The organism is Mesobacillus maritimus (assembly GCF_023715205.1).
GTDB classification, from domain to species: Bacteria; Bacillota; Bacilli; order Bacillales; family Cytobacillaceae; genus Mesobacillus_B; species Mesobacillus_B maritimus_C.
Window position 1 is genome coordinate 299,574 of record NZ_JAMBNR010000001.1, and the last position, 22,291, is coordinate 321,864.

The following is a 22,291-nucleotide window of genomic DNA, read 5'->3' on the forward strand; positions in this document are numbered from 1 at the left end:
TTTCCCATCTCAATTAACCGTATAGTACGGGAGACAAATATCTACTTGAGTCCCTTTATTTAACTCACTATGAATTTCAATGCTTCCTTTATGTTCTTTGACAATGTTAAAAATAATCATTAACCCTAACCCTGTACCCTTTTCCTTCGTACTATAAAATGGTTCTCCGATTTGTTTTAATCGTTCAGGTGCTATCCCACATCCTTGATCTGTAATAAGGATTTGAATATGTCCTTCACGCTTCCTAACATGAATCGTAATTCGTCCCCCATCTGGCATTGATTCCATTGCATTTTTTATCACATTTAAAAATACTTGTTTCACTTGATTGGGATCGCAGTAGATATCTGGCAAAAATTCATCTATCTGTGAAACGATCTCTATATTACTCATATTTGCTTGCGTTTCAACGAGAGGAAGAAAGGCTTTTAATAGGGAACGAATGGAAGTTCGGGAGTATTTTTTAGCTTGAGGTTTAGCCAAAATGAGAAATTCATTCGTAATCAAATCAATTCTGTCAATTTCACGGAGCATGATATCATAGTAATTTTTATCTCCGTTTTTTTCTTTAAGGAATTGCATAAAGCCTTTTATAGAAGTAAGTGGATTGCGAATCTCGTGTGCAATACCAGCGGCCAGTTGGCCAATAGCACTAAGACGATCGGATTTACGTAAATATTCTTCCGCTCGTTTTAATTCAGAAATATCTTTAGCAATTCCATATACCCCAACAATTCGGTTGTTTACGATGATAGGTAGATTCGTAATATGATAAATTCCACGGCGCCCGTTACGATGGATAAGTCCCGTTTCATAGGACTGAGTTTCTCCTTGAACTGACTTTTGAAACGCTTTCAGAGTATTACATAGTGATTGATTATCCACAAAATCCGAATAATTTTTTCCTACTATCTGTTCAGGGAAATACCCTAATCTTTCCACAGAGGGGTTAATATTCGTTATAACACCATTCAAATCCAGACTATAAACTAAGTCAGGATTAAGTGTGAAAAGGGATTGATATCGTTGTTTGTTCTCTTCTAGTTCTTGTTCAATCTCTTTCTGTTCAGTTATATCCCTAATAATAGCTGAAACCCCAGTAACAATACCTTTCTTATCTTTTAACGGAGCATGTGTAATACTGACAGGAATTATGCTCCCATCGTTTCTTTTACGAACCGTCTCATACCCCTTTACTTCAGATTCAGAATAAACTAAACCAACAAGCTGTTTAAATTCTTCTTCATATCCATCTGGAACATTTTGAACCTTATTCCCAATAAGTTCGTCTCCTGAATTTCCAAACATATCTACATATGCTTGATTGACAAAAGTTAACGTTCCATCCTTATCCATCGTTGCGATTGCATCCACAGTATGATGGACAAATGACTCTAGTAGTTCTTGCGTTTTTCTTAGATCATCATGCGTTTTCTTTAATTCTGTTATATCACTACATGATCCAATAACCTCAATCACTTCACCGGCTTCATACACCGGTTGTAAGGTGGCTACATAAGCAATTCCGTTTAAATTTACCTCGTAACTACACTGTTCCCCATCCCACGCCTTCTGATAATAGTTGAGCTTTCGAGTTGCTACCTGTTCAGGTAGAAAATGAAAAAGGGATTTGCCGATGATTTCTTTTAATGGTACACCCAATTTCTTCACTAACTGACCTGCACCGAATGTATGGATAAACTGCTCATTTTCTTTTCGATACTTAAAGATCATCCCCTGGTGATTTTTGAGAATATGATTGATTTCTTGATGTCTAGAGCGAAGTTCAAGTTCCAATTTTTTCTCATAGGTAACATCTCTTGCAATCCCATAAACTCCAACTATATTTTCCTTAACCAAGATAGGGAGAAATGTAAAATGCAAATCAAGGTCTTGACCTTTTTTATGTGTGATTCTCGCCTCACAATCTTGGACAATCCCTGTTTTAGCTTTATTAAAATGAGTGGCCACATTTTTTTTATGTTTTTGGTCAATACAGCAATCATACTTTTTCCCAATTAGCTCTTCCTGAGGATAGCCAAAGATCGTTTCGCTTTTATTATTAAACCCTAAAAAGTCTCCCTCCAAAGAGAGGATATAAATAGATTCTGGGTAGTGGTCAAACAATGATTTAAATCGCTGTTCACTTTCTTTTAGTTGTTTTTCCAAATGAATTCGTCTATCTCGCTCAATTGCAAAACCAGCCAATTTAGCTGTACCCTTCAATATTTCAAGATCAAATGGAGTCGGTCTACAAACTTCTTTGTGATAAATGGCAAAACTACCAATTGGTTTTCCCTCAACTGTGATAGGGACTGACCAACAGGATCGAATTCCGACTTCAAGAGCTTCCTTCAAGTTATCAGTCCAAAATGGGTCTTGCTCGATATCTGGTGTAAATACTGGTTCATTTAAATAAACAGCTCTTCCACACGACCCAGCCTTGGGCCCAACCTTTATCGGACTAAAGGCTTCAAAGAAATCGTTTGGCATATTTGGTGCAGATTCGACAATTAGCTCTTTGTCATTGTTTAATAGCAAAATTGAACAATAAACCTGTCGTTGTAGCTGTTCTTCTAATGAGCTTGATAAGGCTCTCAATATTTCAGCTATTGAATCTCCTCTAGTAATTGTATCAATTAAGTAGGATTGTAATTCAAGTATCATATTCATTTCATCTAATGAAAACCTGCGTGAAGGTGTTCTTCCCGCCTTTTCATAAAAGATAACCATAAAATCTCCCCTAAAAATCCCTATCTTTGTAAATTATTTGATAATAAAATTATAACATTCTAAAAAGTGATTCATAGAAAATTACTTAAACTTTGTTCAAAAAAATTATTATTATTAATGTGAAAATGCCCCAGACTGTTATTTAACTAACAAAATCTGAGGCATTTGAGTACTTAAGCCAAGTTACAATGCTTAGTGCAACCTTCTAATAATAACTTTTGCTTCCCATTCTCCAAATTAATAACGGTTAAGCTTGTTCCATGGATATAAGGTGGTGCCCAAACCTCATCAATTGGTGCATTCCGACAAAGTAAATACAAAGTTTTTAATACGACACCATGGGTTACTATTAGGATATTACCTGAGGAATGATTTCTTTCAAGCTCTAAAAAAAAGTCTTTTACTCTTTCTTTAACATCTACAAAGCTTTCACCTGATGCGTTTGTAAACAGCGCAGGAGCGTTCCAATAGGCATGAAATTGTTCTGGATATTGCGTTTTAATTTCTTCCTCGGTTTTTCCTTGCCAAGGACCTAAGTTAATTTCATACAAACGCTCATCTGTTTCGATTGGAATCGAACGACCTTTATTTACGAGTTTAGCGGTTTGCAATGTTCGTTGACTTGGGGAAGAAATAACCCTTTGAAACTTTGTTTCTCTTAAGCGCTCGCCTAACTGCTTTGCGTCTCTTATACCTTTTTCAGTCAGTTCTGAATCTAGGCGGCCCTGCGTTCGTTTTTCGGCATTCCATTTCGTTTCACCATGACGAACCACATATACTTTAACCATTTGCTTCTCCCTTCACACCAATAGGATGAAAAAAATGACCACTCATCCCACGAATGATTTCTTGTTCTCCTTGTGGATACACGACGATAAAGCAAGTAGATGGACCTGAGCTTTTCCGAAGGTCTAGGTTTGTCTTTAGCTCTGTTTCTTTAAAAGAAGAATGAAAAAAAAGCTGATTTAGCTCAAAAAGCACTCCTTTAGATCCAACTGGAATTGTGATTCCCGCTTCTAACTTGCAGATTTGATGAAACAAATGTAATGGAGCCACCTCGTCTGCTTGCTTAAATACCTCTTCGCCAACCAATGGAGAGCCAATCACAGCTATTTCTAAATCTGATGAGTAAGTCTCAAATCTACTTAACGACCTGATTTTTTTCTTTTTCCCAATGACAGTTACTCCTATTGCAGACTGAAATAGAGTGAAATTACTTTCGGTGCTTCCAGTAATTTTTAAATCTTCAAGTCTGAGTTCCTTTTTGCCTTTTTCAATTCCACTAACAAGTTCTTTCCATGCCTTTTCTCCTGCAAAATTCTGCAATGTAACCGCAAATGGTTGTGCGCCAGCTGATATACATTCCATCACGGCAACTCGGAAGGAATAATAACCAACCACTTCATAAGGAGCTTTAACTGCGTCTTCCTCTTTCATTCCAATGGCACCGCTATTGTCACAAGCTAGGACAATCTCCTCGTCTTGATTGAACGGAAGAATTAATACATCTCTCATATGCTTTCCTTTCGATTTACAAAGCCAGAACTTAGAATCCCTGCTAATCTAGGAGCTAGCCCCCAAGCAATTCCCATATTTAAGGTTGACCCAATTAATAACGAAGGGATCATTGCGAAATAAAAAGCGTTTCCTAATATGAACAAAAAAGGTAGAGGCGCGAAAAAGCTGTTGCCTACAACAAACAGAATAGCAGCGAACCATACTTTTTCTTTTTGATAAAAAAACGAAAAAATAACAACAAGTAAAGCCATCTCAACGGCAATCATTCCATGCAGTAAACCTAGTGGCATGCCTGCTAATAAAGCGGATAGCAGATGGCCAAGCACAGCGACAATTGCCCCAGCTGTCCCACCTAGTATCCCCGCTGCAATCAAGGCTGGAAACACATCAAAAGCAACACTTCCGATGATGGCTGGAACTTTTATTGCTGCACCGATAACGCTTAGCGCAATTAATAATGCAAGTAAAGTTATCTTTTTACTCACCTTTTGTCTCCTCTTTCCTCTTCCCACCACGAAAAACATTTGCGCTTCTGATGTATTCTACATCCTTTTGATTTAATCGGAAATTTATCACTCTCGCAAGTGCAAAGAAATAATCAGACAATCGATTTAGAAATTGCAATGCTGTCTCTGGAATATTTTCGTCTACTTTCAATAAAGAGACAACTAGCCTTTCAGCTCTTCTAGTTACTGTTCGTGCGATATGAATTGAAGCAGCTGGCGGAGTGCCTCCAGGTAAAATAAATCGCTCAAGCTCAGGAGCCTCCTCTATCATGTCGTCAATTCGTTTTTCGAGATAACTGACAGCATCTTTCGTTAGCTTTAGCGGAGGGTTATTAGAAACGTTTGCTAAATCGCCACCGCAATCAAAAAGTTCATGTTGGATTTTTTCTAGGTCCGTCAAGATATCTTGAAAGATGCTTCCATCAAGTTGTGTGACAGCCTGCCCAACAAAACAATTTACCTCATCTATTGTACCGTAAGCCTCAACTCGAATATCATCCTTATCTACTCTGCCTCCAATTAAACTTGTTTTTCCTTTATCACCTGTTCGCGTATATAATTTCATTTCTCCTCACCCTCCATTATTAAATATAGAATCACTATATAAATGAAAAATTATTTATTTGATTTGACGAGCAATCCCGTACCACACAATCTCAACTCGCTCTGCGACAGATACAATATCTTGATAGGCCCATCCGGTCACATCTCGCCATTTGCGATCTAAGGCTTGAAGTGGAACAATCCCCTTTGAAAAATCGGTTCCAATTATGACTACGTTTCGTTGTGGATCGTTTTGTTCCCATTCATTCCAGCTATCAATAAAACTCCGCCACATATCTCGAATGTCAGAAACATCATACTTTTGAACCCACACTTTAAACACCGATTCAATTCCATCAAAAACCATGAAAGGCTGTTGGTAGATTGCTTCTTTTTCCGTCCATAGGTTAGGAAGCTCTCCACCATAAACGGAAATCCACTGATGTGGTGTTTCATTTAATTTATAATATTCTTTTACCCATTGAGATTTGCCATTAAAGGCACCTCCTGTAACAAAATGCATCTCTCTCCCCTCTTCCATCCATCTTTCTGCCATATCAATTCAAAACCATTGCCGTGAGGTACTTTCCAATCCCAAAACGCTTTTTCTTCCGGTGCAAATTGTGATAACAAATATTTGATTACACCGCCATGTGTAATAATTGTAGCTCGATTTTGTTGGTGAACGTGGAGGGATCCTCTTACCTTTTGCCAGCCACAATCTACACGTTTAGCAAATTCTTTATAAGATTCCCCTTCCGGCGGTGTTACCGAACAAAAATCTTGCAACCATTGTTCATATTGTGGGTCCCCAGATAAATCTTCAAACGTTTTCCCTTGCCACACACCAAAATGAAGTTCGCGAAACTCAGTAACTTTTTCAGGGTAACCACTAGGAAATAAACTCTTTGCTGTCGTTAAACACCTTCCTAAATCACTTGAAAAGACGAGACGGTCTGTTAAGTGAAACCTAGTTAATTTTTCTTCCTCTTCAGGCAAAAGTGGAGAATCGTTCCACCCTAAATACGCTTGTCGTTTATTTTCTTCTGTTAACCCATGACGAAATAATGTAATAACCATAACATCATCCATAACAACCATTCTGTCCCTTCTACACCGGCTCCAAGGACATCCCCTGTGATACCCCCAAACCATCTGTTTGTTTTGTTTAAAATGAATAATAGCATCAACAGTGAAGCAACCAATAATATGACGGCACCTATAATCAAACTAGGTACAATCCAGACCAATCCTCCGATAATGAGGATAGAAAACAGGGGATAAATCCAAAGTGTCCTACTTGTAGCTGCCTGTTTAAACAGAACCCCAAGGCCCTCGTTCTTTGCTGATTGTCCTTTTAAAAGCAACACTCCCATAATCATTTTACCAAAAAATGGGATAAGTAGAATTAATAGGTAGGTTGATAAATCATTCTTAAGCGTAATTTCATATATAAAGAAAAACTTTGTACTTAAGAGGACAATAACAGATAGAACCGAAAACGCCCCAGACCTAGGGTCAGCCATAATTTCTAACCGTTTTTCCTGATCACGATAGGAAAAATAAGCATCGCTTGCATCCATCCAGCCGTCAAGATGAATGCCTCCTGTTACAACAATTCCTGCTACCCAGACAACAAGTGCCGCTGTTAAGGATGAAAAAGGTGTCCATTCAACGAGGAAATACAACAGACTAGAGTAGATTCCTCCTTGTATTAAGCCTAATATAGGGAATGTTTTAATCGCTTTTTCTAAATGGAGATTATCCATTGGTAGTGTTAGCGGAATAGGAACACTTGTGAAAAATTGGAAATTTATCAATAACCCTTTCAACCATTTCATTTTCAGCATTCTCCAATAATCGTTTATTTCTTTTGTCTATATATTCCCGCATGAGTAAATTGCCTGACGAATTCAGTGATCCCCTTTCATTAATATCGGAATTCCTACTTCAACAAGATAAGCCCTATTCGCCATCCTCACCAGTTTTTGATGTAGTTTCCCTAGCATTTTTTTATAAATCATTGTTAGCTCATTATCCGAGTAAGGTTCATAAAAAACTTCATTACTAACGATAATCAGAGTTTGACAGGAACTCACGATCATTTCAATTCCCTCTATAATGTCTTCCATTAATTGTGCTTGAAAACTAGGATTTCTCCATTTCTCCCCCTCCCGAAAAAATTCATTGTTTAATAACGTTGTTAAACAATCCAATAAGACCACATCAGTTATATCAAATACATCCTCTAGCCTCTTTAACCCAATAGGCTGTTCCCACGTCTTCCAATTGACTTTACTTTCGTTTCGGTTTCGTTGATGGTGAGCAATTCTAGCTTTCATTTCCTCATCTGATGCTTGTCCAGCTGCAATATAATGTAAGATACAATCTGACTGACTAGAGTTGTGGGCGTCATATTGCCTTGCGATTTTAATAGCAAGTTCTTCGGCAAAGCTACTTTTTCCACTGCGGACACCTCCACTTACAAATATAAGTGACAGTCGCTCTTCCACTGTTGAATCGCCTCCATTAGTTGATTATTTTCAGACGGTGATTTAACAGCAAAACGTAACCATTTTCCCTCCAGCCCTGGAAAATTCATCGTATGTCTCGGGATGATCCCTCTTTTAATGAGAAATTGAAACATAGGAAATTGATTATCCAAAGTGGGATCTTTTACTAAATAGAAATTTGTTTCTGATGGTGAAACTTTGAATTGTAGATGATGAAAAAACGCAAACAAACGCTTTTTTTCAGACATAATCAGATGCAATGTTTCTTTTCGGTAATTCTCACTATCAAGACACCATTCCCCTACTTTCAATGCTATGGCATTAACACTCCACTCAGGCTGAAATCTAGCTAAGCATTTGATTATCTTTGAATCACCTAGTACATACCCTAGTCTTAAACCAGGTATGGCAAACATCTTCGTCATTGAACGTATAATCAATAAGTTTGGAAACTCTAATATGTATTTTGTAATAGATTCATAGTAATAAACAAAATCATAAAATGCCTCATCTATTATCAGTAAACAGTTCTGTTTCTTACATGCCAAAAGTAATTCTTTAACAACAGCATCCGGATAATACAACCCAGTTGGATTATTAGGATTACAGAAGAAAACGGCATCTGTATTTTTAAGTTTTTTTTCAAGCACTTCGATGTTCAAGTCCCAGCTACCTGCTATTACTTGGTGGTAATCAATGTTACAATTATTCGCTTTACATGCCTGTTCATATTCTGAAAATGCAGGTTGTACAATTAACACTCGCTTATCGGCTAAGAATCTACCAACGAGGGAGATGATTTCTGCACCACCATTCCCAAGTAGGATCTCCTGCGTATCCAAACCGGTTTCATTTGAAAGTTTTTGCTTCAGGTTCAAACCTGCGGGGTCCGGGTAAACGCTAATTTCCTCAAATAAACTTTGCCAATTCTTTTTTATAACTGGTAGCGGTCCAAGAGGATTAATATTTGCACTAAAGTCAATTGTTTTATCTGGGAACGGCTCCTCTAAAGCATTAAAAAGATATTTTGGATTAGCTCCATGTTTTGGCCAGTTCAATGAATAGCCCTCCCAACCATAACATTAGTAAAAAAACTGGAATTGTTTTCGTCAAAATTCTATTCGTCTTTATGATATGTTCTTTTCCTAATGGAAGTATAGGTTCGCCCATTCTTGCACGGTTTGACACGATACCTTTATAATAATTTGTCCCACCAAGCTGGACTCCAAGAATAGCTGCAACAGCTGCTTCTCCCCAACCGCTGTTTGGACTTGGATGCTTTCTTGCATCTCGCAAGACGATTTTCCATGCTTCCGAAAATGTCAGCAACACTGGACGATTTGTTAGCACCATACAGAAGCTGGTAAGGCGACTAGGAATCCAATTTACGACATCGTCTAATCTGGCTGATGCCCATCCAAACTCATGATATCTTTCATTTTTATAACCAACCATAGAATCGCAAGTATTAATTGCCCTATACAACAACGCGAATGGCGCTCCACCTATCAAAGCCCAAAATAAAGGAGCGGTAATGCCATCACTTGTATTTTCAGCAACGGTTTCAACGGTGGCCCTGGTAATTTCAGCTTCATCAAGATGGTTTGTGTCACGACCAACGATATACGAAAGCTTAATGCGGGCTTCTTGGAGATTGTATCTATCTAATGGTCTATAAACAGATAATGCTGCTTCCTTTAAGCTCTTTTGTGCAATAGTCGTTGCAATCATAAAACTTTCAATTGCTATACCTAATAAGATATGTGTTTGATATGACCACCAGACAAGAATAAAGGAAATCCCGCCAACCACCAATAAGATAGAAACTAACATCATATATCCCTTTAGTTTCTTGTTTGAGCCAACGTTCCATTTTTTTTCTGTTCTGGCTATTAGTGCTCCGATCCATTTTACTGGGTGGGGCCAGGTAGGTGGGTCCCCAATGATGGAATCAATCACGATCGCAATTGAAAGCGCAATAAGATGGAAGAAAATCATGATATCAACCTTTTTCTACTTTTCATAATTGCTTCAATCGTACATTCGTAAACACCGTTGCCAATTAATTTTCCAAGTGGGGTAATTGTACCTGCAAACTCATGCTCATGGCCTTCTTGTGTGGCTGCAATTAAAATGCTATCCGTTGAAGTTCCTGTTGCGATTGTTCCCGTTCTTTTATCTTTTATTTCAAGTTCCTGCATAGCCTTTACCTTTGCTTCTGTAGCGGTCATAATACATTGTATAAAAGCTTCCTCGGTTAAGTGACCGTTAACAAATACCCACGTATTAATCGTTCCTGGACTTAATTCAAATGAATGGTGGGCGCTTTGTGAAACATCAATTGCATTTCCAATACCTGCGGTTACAACAATAAAGATGGAAAAACCCTCTTCTTTAAATTTTCGATAACAAAAATCCTCCATCATAACCGCAGTCATCATCCCTACAGTTTCACTAGGTTCAAAACCATTCTTCCTTAAAAAATCCTCCATTTCTTGCCGATGATCATCGCAGTTATAGTTTTTATCCACATGACGATTTACAAATGCTTGATGCCACCCTGTCCCTGCCCCTACTACCCCTGATGACATTGTCCGAAGAGGGCTAGGTGTTTTTATTGCAATAAACTCGTTAGTTACAGCTAAAAGTGATTCATCAATTGTACAATTGCTATTCTGCTCATTCACATCTGGTAATAATACCAATTGTGGAGCAGGTACTCTTGGATGTGGATGTTTCTGAATATTCGTTTTATACACTGTTTGTATCCGTTTTTCACGAAGAACCTCATTTGGAGTGTCATTTGAGTGGATACTTCCATTTTCCATAAGTAGAAGTCGATCACAATATAAACCAGCAAGGTTTAAGTCATGAAAAATGGATATAACAGTTAGGCCACGTTCATTGGTCCAGCGCTTCAATGAGTCTAATAACTCTTTTTGAAATGAGAGATCTAAGTGATTCGTCGGTTCATCCAAGAGCAAGATTTCAGGTTCTTGAGCAAGAGCTTGTGCTAGAAAGACACGTTGTCTTTCTCCACCTGAGAGTTGTTGAATATCCTGATCCTGAAAAAGTGCAACTCCTGTCTGCTCCATTACTTGTTGAACAATTTGCTCATCCTGTTTCGACCATGTTTGGAACCACCCTTGTTGATGCGCATATCTACCAAGCGAAACGGTTTCTTTAACAGTATAAGAAAAAGCTTGACTAGAGTGCTGGGGCAGCACTGCAATGATTTTTGCAAGTTCCTTCGCGGAGTATTGTTTTAATGGTTTATCGTTCAAAAGAATGTTTCCACTTGAAAAAGGAAGAACCCCGCTTAACATATTTAATAATGTTGTTTTACCACTTCCATTAGGCCCCAATATCCCAAATAATTCTCCTTTTCTGACTTCAAAAGAGATATCCTTAAGAATGGGCTCACTTGAATACCCACCTGCTACCCTTTCAACACTAAGCATGATTTACCCCCTTCCTTTATTACGTCTTTTCATTAGGATGATTGCAAAGGTAGGTGCTCCAATTATCGCAGTAATAACACCAATTGGGAGTTCAGTAGGTGAAATGATCGTTCGGGCTACTAAATCGGCCAAAATGAGAAAACCACTTCCAGTTAGAATCGACAAAGGTAATAAGTGACGATGATCTGGTCCCCAGATCAAACGCGTAAGGTGTGGAATCACTAGCCCAACAAAACCAATAGTTCCCGATACAGCAACCGCAGCTCCAGTTAAAATGGAACCAGCAATTAAAATCATCATCTTTCTTTTATGAACGTCAACGCCAATATGCTGTGCTCGTTCTTCACCAAATGACATTGCGTTTAATTCTCTACCGTTCAATAGCAAGATGATTGTTCCTACTAAAAAGAACGGTAGTATTATGTAGATATAATCCCAACCACGCATTGACACACTTCCCAGAAGCCAACCAATTATCTGTCTTAATTCATCACCGGTCAAGGCAATCATTAGGGAAATAAACGCTCCTAAAAAAGAACTAAATATAATCCCTGTTAATATAATGGTTTCAACTTTCATCCCGCGATCAATTCTTCGTGCAAATATGAGTACAATGATAATCGTTAAAAATGCAAAAAGGATACTTAATACAGGTAAAGTAAACATCCCTACAAAAGGTATTGATACTCCAAAAAACAAGGTAACGACGGCACCAACCGAAGCTCCTGAAGAAACACCAAGTGTATAGGGATCTGCTAATGGATTTCTTAATAACCCTTGAAAAGCGGCACCAGCGATAGCGAGTGACGCCCCCACCAAACCTGCTAATAGAACACGCGGTAATCTGATGTTCATAACAATATTACTATGCATCGGGTTAATCTGTTCATTAGGTGGGAAGCGGAAAACTTCAGCACCAATGATATTGAGTATATCAAAGACCGGAACAGAAACTGTCCCGATCGATATCCCCATTAATATTGCAATAAAAAGAAAAGCAGTTGCCAGTATATAAGATGTAAATTTATTTACTAAATAGTTCTGGGTAAACAGCTTTTGCAAGTTCCTCGACTCCTTGAGCAATCCTTGGGCCAGTGCGAGTCACCATATCGGAATCTACATCAACCACTTGTTTGTTTTTTACTGCAGTCATATCTTGCCATCCATCACGATTCATCACATTAGCAACCGCATCACCTGTATAGTATCCATGAGTAGTGATAATAACATCCGGATTTCTTTCAATGACCGCTTCTGGATCTAACTTTGCCCAACCTTCTTCAGTTACAATATTTTTCGCGTTAATCACTTGTAGCATTTCATCCATAAAAGTATTCGCACCTGTTGCAACAATATCTGGAGCTGGTGACACCTCAACAAAAACTGTTTTACGATCTCCTTCACTAATTTCACTAGCTTTTGCTTCGATATCATTAATTAAAGATTTCATTTCAGAAACAATCGATTCCGCTTGTGTTAATTCCCCTGTTGCAGAGCCAATCATCAATATGGAATCATATACTTCGTCAATATTCTTCGCATCATTCACGATAAGGACAACAATTCCAGAATCTCTCAATTGTTGAAGTCCAGCCCCAGCACTTTGGGCAGTAGATTCATGAGCTAAAACAAGATCAGGTTGTAAAGAAATGATTTTTTCAATGTTTATTTCCAACCCACCAATCTTTTCTTTTTCTAGTACTTCTTCTGGAAAATTATCGTAATCAGAAACTCCAACAACTTTGTCACCCATTTCCAGGCTATATACAATTTCTGTATTACTTGGGATTAAAGAAACGATTTTCTCCGGTTTTGTCTCTATTGTTACTTCATTATCAAGAGCGTCCGTTATCGTTACTGGGTATGTAACTTCCGTTTTCTTTTCATTTTGATTTTCCGAACTTGATGGACCTTCATTTGTTTGATTTTCACTACTTCCCCCACAAGCTGCAAGAATTCCTAATAATAGAAAATAAACAAATAATAAAGGATAAAGCTTTTTCATTGTGTCATTCCTCCAATGGTTATTCAGGATGTTTCACATCACCCTAGTTTTTTAACAAAGCCCTTCTGTTGTTAAAATCTTAAAAACAATTTTGACTTCGGCAATAGCTATTATATAGCTTGAAAATAATTTGCAAGCTCTTTGCTTTTATTGATTGCTATTTTACAGCTAAGGTCGACAATTCAATTTGTTTTATTAGCAACAAATATTAAGAAGAAGCCTAACAAAAAAAACATCTCCACAACAAAAGTAGAGATGTTTGTTTAGATAACTAATAAATTATGTAGCAATCCTGCCAAACACCTCCTATCCTCGTAGGTTGTGGTGCAAAGAAACAGGCAGGTCTCCTGGCTCATGAATATTTGCTTGATTGCGCCTTCCCATACATAAAATATACAGTGGCATAAATGCAATTGGCTATCCATTAACAGTGGCGGGACCGCGTTGGATTTTCACCAACTTCCCTATTAAGTCTTCAAAAGTTAGAGAAACATACCTTTGAAAAGACACCTATTTCTATTTATTAAATTTTCCGCTAAAAAGAATTATACACCTATAAAGTAGGATTGAATAGAGTATTTTCAATTAATACAAATAAATGTCGTATCTTTAGACTCCATCAATAATCCTACTTTTCAATTGAAACTAATATAAATTAACCAAAGGATGACCAATTTTGCAATCTTTGACGGACTTCTTGCTGATTATGGCTGGCTATAGTAGGTCGCAAAAAAGAAAGTAACACATTCTCTTTTATATGCTATTTTCACATGCAATTTGTATATAATCTAATTTCGATCTATTAATTGTTTTAACAACAATAATATAGCCTTCTACAATTAGAAGGCCCTAGGCTGTAGACAAACTCGAAAATATTGAGCTTGCCTACAATTTCTTTATATTTTTTTGTGAATTTGGGGACTGTAATTTCCGTTCAATGACCGTCCGCTTTCTACAGGGTGGAAACTAAGTCTTTCCTTCGCAAATTGCTTCTCCCCGGTCTCACCTGCCCCAATAATCCCGCAGAAGTCTTAGCGTCTCTCGATTCAACAGTTTTCAAAAATTCAATGTACTTGTTTTATCCTTCAGCCATTTTCTGTATATAAGCTAGGTCAAAGCGATTAGTAGGTATTTCTAAAATAAAATTAGTAATTCTTTTTATGTTCTTTTGTTTCCCAACTTTCGATTCCCTTTAACCCAGGTATACTGTCTGCAAAAAAAACTGGATCCTTTTGTTGTTTCCGTTGACTTTGGTAATCCTTAAGAGCTGAAAAAGCGATTTTGCCTAGTAAGCTAATGGCAATAATATTAATCAAAGCCATGATTCCCATAAACAAATCAGCTAGATTCCAGACGACAGCTAAGTCAACTATTGCGCCGAAAATGACCATTGCAATGACTGCTATACGGTAAACAAATAACGCCGACTTACTATCTTTAATGAATTCAATATTAGTCTCCCCATAATAATAATTTCCAATGATTGATGAGAAGGCAAATAAGAAAATCGCAATACTGATAAAGGCAGAGGCCCATCCACCTACATGTGTTGCTAGAGCAGACTGTGTAAGTTCAATTCCAGTCAAGCCGCTACTGAGGTAATCACCTGATAGCAAGATGATGAAAGCGGTAGCCGAACAGATTAGAATTGTATCAACAAATACTCCTAGGGTTTGAATTAACCCTTGTTTGACTGGGTGAGATACTGCTGCAGTTGCAGCAGCATTCGGAGCACTCCCCATCCCAGCTTCATTCGAGAATAAACCTCGCTTAATACCCATCATGATAGCAGCACCAATTCCTCCACCAACTGCTTCTTCAATTCCAAACGCTTCTTTAACAATTAGTGAGAACAGTGTAGGAATTTCATTTAAATTCGTTACCACAACAAATAATGCCAAAATTAAATATAGAACAGCCATGACCGGAACAATCGTTTGGGAAACGCGAGCAACTCGCTTAACCCCCCCAAATATGATCAATGCTGTAAAAATAGCGAGAATAATACCAATTACAGTTCGGTCCATACCAAAAGACTCTTTAAACGCAATGGCAATTGTATTAGATTGTACAGAGTTAAAAACGAGTCCGAAAGAAAAAGTAATGATCACTGCAAAAAGAATTCCCATCCAACGCTTGTTTAATCCTTTTTCCATATAATAAGCGGGTCCGCCCCTAAAGCCATCTTTATCTTTTACCTTGTAAATTTGCGCAAGTGTACTTTCAACAAAGCTTGAACCTGCACCAATAAATGCAATTAACCACATCCAAAATACAGCACCTGGTCCACCAGCTGCAATAGCAGTTGCTACACCAGCAATGTTCCCTGTTCCAACTCGTGATGCTGCTGATATTGTAAATGCTTGAAAAGATGAAAGCCCTTGTTTGCCATCAGTCGACATCAAGGCCTTATCACCTAAAATTCTAAACATTTCGCCAAATAATCGTACTTGAACAAAATTACTCTTAAATGAAAAATATAGACCAGCAAGAATTAAAACTGCGATCAGGACGTAGCCCCAAATTAAATCATTTAAGATCGTTATATTTTCGTTAAATACTTCTAACATCCTTTTAACTCCTTTATGTATCCCTTGGTGATGATGCGTTTGTAAATAGAACTATTTTTTGCTAATCCACATCTATTTATTTTAATATCCACTTCAAATAGAGATTTTACACATAAAAAGTACCCGATTCACAAACGAATCTAGGTACTTTTTTACTTTAAACTTCTTTCTCTACTTCGAGATCATTTTCAACTTTCCATAATTCTTGTAACTTCCCACTCTCATTTTCATCGAAAAGGAAGGAACCATTCGAATAACGATCGTTAAATCGTAAAGATTCAGGTTTAACTGAGAAGATTTGCTGTTTTTCAGTTAATAGGAATACTTCATCCTTATTCTGAGCTACTTCAAACCCAATAATTCGATGTGGGTTGGTTTTTAACTCACGTAAGACAACAACTCCACGTTTCGCACGACTGGTTGGTTCAAAATCAGTTAACTTCATTTTTTTAATTGCTCCACGTTGTGTGGCAATAATGATCACTTGATCACGATCGGCCTCAATCACTTTTCCACCAATAACGTAATCACCATCTTTTAGGTTGATTCCTTTCACGCCAGAAGCTCGAATTCCAATTGGGCTGACTTCCTCCTCAGTGAATAATAAAGCATATCCAAGATGAGTGACTATGAACATTTGATTCTTCCCCGTTGTTAGCTGAACATCAATTGTTTCGTCATCGCCTTTTAAATTCATAGCCATTAACGTTTTAGAATAACGTTGAGCTTTATATTGTTTTAACTCTGTTTTCTTAACCATACCATTCTTGGTTACAAATTGTAGATATAAATCTTGTTCGAAGTCTTGTATTGGAATCGCTTTGATGATATGTTCATCTCGCTCAAGGGGAACAATGTTCGCAATATGTTGTCCTAGGTCTTTCCAACGAATATCAGGAAGCTCATGAACTGGGAGATATAAGTAATTTCCTTTATTCGTAAACAACAGTACCACTTCTTTTGTGTTCATTTCCATTTGAGCTAAAAGTCTATCTGTTTCTTTCATAGCGAAATCTTTGCCGTTTGAGGCCGCATAAGAACGCAGACTAGTTCGTTTAATATAACCGTCCTTTGTGACAGTTACAATAACATCCTCACTTGCAATTAAGACTTCTAGATTGATTTTTATTTCTTCTATTTCTTCCTCGATTTTAGTTCGACGGCCGTCAGCAAAGCGCTTCTTAATTTCTTTTAGTTCTTTTTTGATCACAGACATTAACTTTCTGTCACTCTCTAAAATGGAAACGAGTTCAGTGATTTTTTTGTTCAGCTCTTCTTGCTCTGCTTGAAGGGCCGTCACATCCGTGTTTGTTAGTCGATACAATTGTAAAGAAACAATGGCTTCTGCCTGCGCTTCGCTAAACGCAAATTTTTCTATTAAATTATTTTTTGCATTTCGCTTATCTTTCGACGCACGAATGGTCGCGATAACCTCATCAAGGATCGATAAGGCTTTTATTAACCCATCGACTATGTGTTGACGATCGCGTGCTTTTTTTAGTTCAAATTGTGATCGTCTCGTGACAACTTCACGTTGGTGAGCAATATAGGCATCCAATAATTCAGCAAGACCCATTTGTTTTGGACGCTTATTATGAATGGCAACCATATTAAAGTTATAAGTAATTTGTAGGTCCGTGTTTTTAAACAGAAAATTTAAGACTCCTTGTGCATCTGCATCTTTCTTTAGTTCGATGACAATTCGAAGACCAGTTCGGTCTGTTTCATCTCGTACTTCTGAAATTCCTTCAACTTTACGATCAAGGCGCAATTCGTCCATTCGTTTGACCAAATTCGCTTTATTCACTTCATAAGGAATTTCGGTGACGGCAATTTGTTGCCGTCCCCCGCGTAAAGGCTCAATTTCTGTTTTTCCACGCACAATTACTTTGCCTTTTCCAGTTCGATAAGCTTTAGCAATTCCTTCTACACCTTGAATGATGCCTCCAGTAGGGAAGTCTGGACCCTTAATAACGGTCATTAACTCTTCAATGGAACACTCGGGATGGTCCATTCTCATAAAAACCCCATCAATAATTTCATCAAGAGAATGCGGTGGTATATCGGTTGCATAACCAGCCGAAATTCCTGTTGACCCATTAACAAGGAGATTTGGGAACATTGAAGGTAACACCGTTGGCTCTTTCGAGGTATCATCAAAGTTTGGGATAAATTCGACAGTTTCTTTTTCAATATCACGCAATAATTCAGTTGAAATGGCTGATAAGCGTGCTTCAGTATACCGCATCGCCGCTGGTGGGTCGCCATCAATGCTACCGTTGTTTCCATGCATTTCAATTAGGACGTTTCTTACCTTCCAATCTTGACTCATCCGCACCATTGCTTCGTAAACAGATGAATCACCATGTGGATGGTAGTTACCAATTACATTTCCAACTGTTTTTGCTGATTTTCTAAATCCCTTTTCATGCGTATTTCCCTCCACATGCATCGCATATAAAATTCTCCGCTGTACAGGCTTCAACCCATCACGAGCATCTGGAAGAGCCCGCTCTTGAATAATATATTTACTATAACGACCGAAGCGGTCACCAATGACTTCCTCGAGAGGTAGGTCGCGAAATTTCTCTACAGAACTCATTCTTCAGTAACCTCCTCTGCAACAGTGATGTTTTCATTTTCGAGTATCGTATCGCCCTCATCTAAAGTAAAAGCTACGTTGGATTCAATCCATTTTCGTCTTGGTTCAACTTTATCACCCATTAACGTTGTTATCCTACGCTCAGCACGGGCAGCATCATCGATTTTGACTCGGATAAGAGTACGGGTTTCAGGATTCATTGTGGTTTCCCATAGCTGGTCGGCATTCATCTCACCAAGACCTTTATATCGCTGGATTATATAGCCTTTACCAACTTTATTAAGCGCGTCTTGTAGGTCATCATCACTCCAGGCATATTCAATTATTTCTTTTTTGCCACTTCCCTTACTCACCTTATAAAGTGGAGGTAGGGCAATGAATACTTTACCAGCTTCGACTAGCGGTCGCATGTACCGGTAGAAGAAAGTTAATAACAATACTTGAATATGCGCTCCATCTGTATCAGCATCCGTCATGATAATGATTTTATCATAATTGACGTCCTCGATATTAAAATCTGCGCCTACTCCTGCACCAATTGTATATATAATCGTGTTAATTTCTTCGTTCTTAAAAATATCCTGTAATTTAGCTTTCTCAGTATTGATAACTTTTCCTCGGAGCGGTAGTACAGCCTGAAACTTTCGGTCACGACCCTGTTTAGCAGAACCACCAGCAGAGTCACCCTCAACAAGATAAAGTTCGTTTTTCGCAGGATTTTTACTTTGCGCTGGTGTTAATTTACCTGATAAAACAGCTTCTGACTTTTTGCGTTTCTTCCCACTGCGAGCATCTTCTCTTGCTTTACGAGCTGCTTCACGCGCTTGGAATGCTTTAATTGATTTTTTAATCAACAGTGAACTCGTTTCTGGATTTTCTTCTAGGAAGTAAGACAAATGTTCTGATATAACTGAATCCACGGCCGAACGCGCTTCACTTGTCCCAAGCTTCCCTTTAGTTTGTCCTTCAAATTGAAGCAATTCTTCAGGAATCCGGACAGAAACAATCGCAGATAAACCCTCACGAATATCTGTACCTTCTAAATTCTTCTCTTTTTCTTTAAGAAGTCCCACTTTACGGGCGTATTCATTGAACGCACGTGTTAAAGCTGTCTTTGCACCAACTTCGTGAGTACCACCATCTTTTGTTCGAACATTATTAACAAAGCTTAAAATATTTTCTGAATACCCATCATTAAATTGGAAGGCAAAGTCTACTTCAATCCCTGCATTTTCTCCTTCAAAACTAACGACAGAGTGAAGTGAATCTTTTTCTTCATTCAAATATTGAACAAATGCTTGAATCCCGGTTTCATAATGAAAAATGTCACGGAGATCGTTGCGTTCGTCAATAATTTCTATTTTTAACCCTTTTAGCAGGAACGCGGATTCCCTTAGGCGTTCACATAATGTGTCATAGTTATAGGTGGTTTGAGAAAAAATAGTTGTATCAGGCTTAAAATGGATGGTCGTACCAGATTGATTTGTTTTACCAATTTTCTCAAGAGTTGTGACCGGCTTACCGCCATTTTCAAACCTTTGCTCATATACAAAGCCATCACGCTTGATTGTTACGACCAACTTTTCAGAGAGTGCATTGACAACGGATGCACCAACTCCGTGAAGTCCACCACTTGTTTTATAACCACCTTGTCCGAACTTCCCTCCAGCATGAAGGACAGTTAAGATAACTTCAGGCGTAGGCTTACCAAGCTTATGCATTCCAGTAGGCATACCTCTACCTTTATCTTGAACAGTTATGGAGTTATCTTTGTGTATTTTTACAATAATATGATCGCCGTATCCTGCAAGAACTTCGTCAACAGAGTTGTCGACAATCTCATAAACAAGATGATGCAAACCTCTGGTATCCGTGCTCCCAATATACATCCCAGGGCGTTTGCGAACAGCTTCAAGGCCTTCTAGAACCTGTATGGCATCATCGTTGTAATCAAATGCTTGTTGGTTTTTAGCCACTAAAATACCCCTTTCGTAACTTACAAAACAACATTGGCGTTTTTTTATCTAGTGCCAATGAAGACAATCTCTTTATTGAAATAATCTTTCTCTAAAAAGTAGAAAAAGAACTCACAAACGTTCGTTCTTGGTATATCTTATCATACTTTCTAAAGTCTCATATGCTTTATTTTAGCGTTTTCTCATGATTTGGCAAATTGATTTCATTTTTCCAGTGTATTTCAATCTTAAAATATTGTCCATTTTGCAAACAAAAATGGACAATATTTATAATGGCTTCAATCCAGATTTATAGGTTAATACCAATGATTCCCCGACATTTTTTTTGTTAATAAGCCACACCCTAATATTAATAACGAATAAGAAAAACCCATTAGGAGGTGGTTTCGTGAATCGATCTCGAATGATTTTATTTACGATTCTTGGCGTGGTAATTCTTCTGATTGCATCCAATAGTCTTTTTCGATTACAAGGAAACCATTCGATACAACAACAAACTAAGCAGCAACCAACCCTGCTAAATGAACAAGAAGAAACCCAACCTGATAACCAACGATTGATGGAAATCAACAATGTCGGTCGTGGGAGTCAGATCAAACAAAAATTGGATAATCGTAAAGAAGTTACACACTTTCACCATAATGAAACGGATACTAGTCACTACCTCGACCATGAAGTGGCTGTTAACTTTAAAAGCTTACCAACTAGAGATCAGTTAAAACAAATGAGCGACGATATTGATGGACGAGTGGTTAAACAAGACGGACTTTTATTCTTGTTTCGTTCACGAAGTCAGGAAGCATCCACAGTACTCGAGTATTTTCGTGCAAAAGACAACGTCGATTTTGCAGAACCACATTATTTGTTAATGTCTAACGAATTAAATGAAGCTAGTTCGTTTAGTCAACCAAATGATCAATTTTATCAAGAAGAATATCAATGGAATTTACCAGCCATTGGGACTGAAAAAGGGTGGAGTATTTCTCGTGGAAATGAGGATATAACAATTGCAGTAATCGATACAGGAGTGGACTTAGACCATCCTGATTTAAAAAACCGATTAGTAAACGGTTATAATGTGCTCGGGGATAATCATCAACCAGATGATGATAACGGACATGGCACCCATGTTGCAGGAATTATTGCATCTGAAACGAATAATCGTGAAGGTATTGCCGGAATGACTTGGTACAATAAAATCATGCCTGTAAAAGCAATGAGTGCGGAAGGTTATGGAACAACCTTCGATATCGCAAAAGGGATTATATGGGCTGTTGAAAATGGAGCAAATGTTATTAATTTAAGTCTTGGTAACTACAAAGAATCCAATGTCTTACAACGAGCCATTCGATATGCCTACAATCACGATGTCGTCTTAATTGCAGCCGCTGGAAATGACAGTTCCCAGCAACCCTCATACCCTGCCGCCTATCCAGAAGTACTTAGTGTTTCAGCAGTAAATTATGATGGTAAACTTGCCGATTTTTCTAACTACGGAAGTTATATTAATATTTCTGCACCCGGAGTGTATATTCCAAGTACGTATTACAAAAATCAGTATGCCTCTCTTTCCGGTACATCAATGGCAGCACCACATGTAACAGGCTTAGCTGGCTTAATCAAATCGGCAAACCCCGAGCTTTCAAATAAGGAAATCATGGAAATTATTCAAAGTTCTGCCCGTGATCTAGGAAAAAAAGGCAAAGACATCCAATTCGGCAACGGCTTAATAGATGTCAATTCAGCTTTAAAAGCTGCAGCCGATAAGACAGTACAAGAAACCGAGCGGAAAGGCTTTTTTCGCTAGGATGAAAAAGGTCATCGTAATGCGAGCATTTAAAGCATTCAGCGAAAGCAAAGCTCC

Annotated in this window: 18 protein-coding genes and 1 riboswitch; of the genes, 1 reads left to right on the plus strand and 17 read right to left on the minus strand. The window is 38.0% G+C overall.

Annotation, left to right across the window (positions count from 1 at the left end):
* Nucleotides 1-9: 9 nt before the first annotated feature.
* The 17 genes from M3182_RS01485 to parE all read right to left on the minus strand — a co-directional run bounded on the left by M3182_RS01485 (nucleotide 10) and on the right by parE (nucleotide 20,427).
* Nucleotides 10-2,733: a PAS domain S-box protein gene (locus tag M3182_RS01485; protein ID WP_251555893.1), complete on the minus strand. Its 2,724-nt coding sequence runs from the start codon at nucleotides 2,731-2,733 to the stop codon at nucleotides 10-12.
* Between the two features lie 173 nt (nucleotides 2,734-2,906).
* Nucleotides 2,907-3,521, minus strand: a complete 615-nt coding sequence (locus tag M3182_RS01490) for a histidine phosphatase family protein (protein WP_251555895.1) — start codon at nucleotides 3,519-3,521, stop codon at nucleotides 2,907-2,909.
* Nucleotides 3,514-4,248 (minus strand): ATP-binding protein, encoded by a 735-nt coding sequence (locus M3182_RS01495; protein WP_251555896.1) that lies wholly within the window; start codon nucleotides 4,246-4,248, stop codon nucleotides 3,514-3,516. Before M3182_RS01495 ends, M3182_RS01490 begins: the two co-directional genes overlap by 8 nt.
* Nucleotides 4,245-4,736, minus strand: a complete 492-nt coding sequence (locus M3182_RS01500) for an ECF transporter S component (protein ID WP_251555898.1) — start codon at nucleotides 4,734-4,736, stop codon at nucleotides 4,245-4,247. The genes M3182_RS01495 and M3182_RS01500 overlap by 4 nt, the downstream gene beginning before the upstream one ends.
* Entirely contained in the window at nucleotides 4,729-5,322 is a 594-nt protein-coding gene (locus M3182_RS01505) for a cob(I)yrinic acid a,c-diamide adenosyltransferase (RefSeq protein WP_251433865.1), read from the minus strand. The genes M3182_RS01500 and M3182_RS01505 overlap by 8 nt, the downstream gene beginning before the upstream one ends.
* 54 nt (nucleotides 5,323-5,376) lie before the next feature.
* Entirely contained in the window at nucleotides 5,377-5,823 is a 447-nt protein-coding gene (locus M3182_RS01510) for a bifunctional adenosylcobinamide kinase/adenosylcobinamide-phosphate guanylyltransferase (protein WP_251555899.1), read from the minus strand.
* Complete coding sequence (locus M3182_RS01515; protein WP_251433860.1) at nucleotides 5,775-6,401, minus strand: histidine phosphatase family protein; 627 nt, start codon at nucleotides 6,399-6,401, stop codon at nucleotides 5,775-5,777. The genes M3182_RS01510 and M3182_RS01515 overlap by 49 nt, the downstream gene beginning before the upstream one ends.
* A complete protein-coding gene (cobS, locus tag M3182_RS01520; protein ID WP_251433857.1) occupies nucleotides 6,350-7,141 on the minus strand; it encodes an adenosylcobinamide-GDP ribazoletransferase in 792 nt (263 codons plus the stop codon). Before cobS ends, M3182_RS01515 begins: the two co-directional genes overlap by 52 nt.
* A gap of 72 nt (nucleotides 7,142-7,213) precedes the next feature.
* Nucleotides 7,214-7,813, minus strand: a complete 600-nt coding sequence (locus M3182_RS01525) for a bifunctional adenosylcobinamide kinase/adenosylcobinamide-phosphate guanylyltransferase (RefSeq protein ID WP_251433854.1) — start codon at nucleotides 7,811-7,813, stop codon at nucleotides 7,214-7,216.
* Entirely contained in the window at nucleotides 7,783-8,871 is a 1,089-nt protein-coding gene (gene cobD, locus M3182_RS01530; protein WP_251555900.1) for a threonine-phosphate decarboxylase CobD, read from the minus strand. Before cobD ends, M3182_RS01525 begins: the two co-directional genes overlap by 31 nt.
* The gene (gene cbiB, locus M3182_RS01535) at nucleotides 8,846-9,811 is read right to left on the minus strand and encodes an adenosylcobinamide-phosphate synthase CbiB (protein ID WP_251433849.1); all 966 of its coding nucleotides are present in this window, start codon (nucleotides 9,809-9,811) and stop codon (nucleotides 8,846-8,848) included. The genes cobD and cbiB overlap by 26 nt, the downstream gene beginning before the upstream one ends.
* Nucleotides 9,808-11,274, minus strand: coding sequence for a heme ABC transporter ATP-binding protein (locus M3182_RS01540; RefSeq protein ID WP_251555901.1), 1,467 nt, complete (start codon nucleotides 11,272-11,274; stop codon nucleotides 9,808-9,810). The genes cbiB and M3182_RS01540 overlap by 4 nt, the downstream gene beginning before the upstream one ends.
* A gap of 3 nt (nucleotides 11,275-11,277) precedes the next feature.
* On the minus strand, nucleotides 11,278-12,336 hold the full coding sequence (locus M3182_RS01545; RefSeq protein WP_251433844.1) for a FecCD family ABC transporter permease: 1,059 nt from the start codon (nucleotides 12,334-12,336) through the stop codon (nucleotides 11,278-11,280).
* On the minus strand, nucleotides 12,299-13,279 hold the full coding sequence (locus M3182_RS01550; protein ID WP_251433841.1) for an ABC transporter substrate-binding protein: 981 nt from the start codon (nucleotides 13,277-13,279) through the stop codon (nucleotides 12,299-12,301). The genes M3182_RS01545 and M3182_RS01550 overlap by 38 nt, the downstream gene beginning before the upstream one ends.
* 320 nt (nucleotides 13,280-13,599) lie before the next feature.
* Nucleotides 13,600-13,808: riboswitch (cobalamin riboswitch) on the minus strand.
* A 616-nt stretch (nucleotides 13,809-14,424) separates the two neighbouring features.
* Nucleotides 14,425-15,849 carry an alanine/glycine:cation symporter family protein gene (locus M3182_RS01555; protein ID WP_251433838.1) on the minus strand — a complete coding sequence of 475 codons (1,425 nt, stop codon included), beginning with the start codon at nucleotides 15,847-15,849 and terminating at the stop codon, nucleotides 14,425-14,427.
* Between the two features lie 157 nt (nucleotides 15,850-16,006).
* Nucleotides 16,007-18,451, minus strand: coding sequence for a DNA topoisomerase IV subunit A (gene parC, locus M3182_RS01560; protein ID WP_251555903.1), 2,445 nt, complete (start codon nucleotides 18,449-18,451; stop codon nucleotides 16,007-16,009).
* Nucleotides 18,448-20,427: a DNA topoisomerase IV subunit B gene (gene parE, locus M3182_RS01565; RefSeq protein ID WP_251433835.1), complete on the minus strand. Its 1,980-nt coding sequence runs from the start codon at nucleotides 20,425-20,427 to the stop codon at nucleotides 18,448-18,450. Before parE ends, parC begins: the two co-directional genes overlap by 4 nt.
* 388 nt (nucleotides 20,428-20,815) lie before the next feature.
* Between parE and M3182_RS01570 the strand changes: the two genes are divergently transcribed.
* Nucleotides 20,816-22,234: a S8 family peptidase gene (locus M3182_RS01570; RefSeq protein WP_251433832.1), complete on the plus strand. Its 1,419-nt coding sequence runs from the start codon at nucleotides 20,816-20,818 to the stop codon at nucleotides 22,232-22,234.
* Nucleotides 22,235-22,291 lie beyond the last annotated feature (57 nt).

What these genes read in the sequence shown, in the direction of transcription:
- M3182_RS01555 (WP_251433838.1), bottom strand. Translation starts at nt 15,849, where the DNA reads ATGTTAGAAGTATTTAACGAAAATATAACGATCTTAAATGATTTAATT.
- M3182_RS01490 (WP_251555895.1), bottom strand. Translation starts at nt 3,521, where the DNA reads ATGGTTAAAGTATATGTGGTTCGTCATGGTGAAACGAAATGGAATGCC.
- M3182_RS01510 (WP_251555899.1), bottom strand. Translation starts at nt 5,823, where the DNA reads ATGCATTTTGTTACAGGAGGTGCCTTTAATGGCAAATCTCAATGGGTA.
- cobS (WP_251433857.1), bottom strand. Translation starts at nt 7,141, where the DNA reads ATGAAATGGTTGAAAGGGTTATTGATAAATTTCCAATTTTTCACAAGT.
- M3182_RS01485 (WP_251555893.1), bottom strand. Translation starts at nt 2,733, where the DNA reads ATGGTTATCTTTTATGAAAAGGCGGGAAGAACACCTTCACGCAGGTTT.
- M3182_RS01550 (WP_251433841.1), bottom strand. Translation starts at nt 13,279, where the DNA reads ATGAAAAAGCTTTATCCTTTATTATTTGTTTATTTTCTATTATTAGGA.
- M3182_RS01515 (WP_251433860.1), bottom strand. Translation starts at nt 6,401, where the DNA reads ATGGTTGTTATGGATGATGTTATGGTTATTACATTATTTCGTCATGGG.
- cbiB (WP_251433849.1), bottom strand. Translation starts at nt 9,811, where the DNA reads ATGATTTTCTTCCATCTTATTGCGCTTTCAATTGCGATCGTGATTGAT.
- M3182_RS01495 (WP_251555896.1), bottom strand. Translation starts at nt 4,248, where the DNA reads ATGAGAGATGTATTAATTCTTCCGTTCAATCAAGACGAGGAGATTGTC.
- M3182_RS01540 (WP_251555901.1), bottom strand. Translation starts at nt 11,274, where the DNA reads ATGCTTAGTGTTGAAAGGGTAGCAGGTGGGTATTCAAGTGAGCCCATT.
- parC (WP_251555903.1), bottom strand. Translation starts at nt 18,451, where the DNA reads ATGAGTTCTGTAGAGAAATTTCGCGACCTACCTCTCGAGGAAGTCATT.
- M3182_RS01505 (WP_251433865.1), bottom strand. Translation starts at nt 5,322, where the DNA reads ATGAAATTATATACGCGAACAGGTGATAAAGGAAAAACAAGTTTAATT.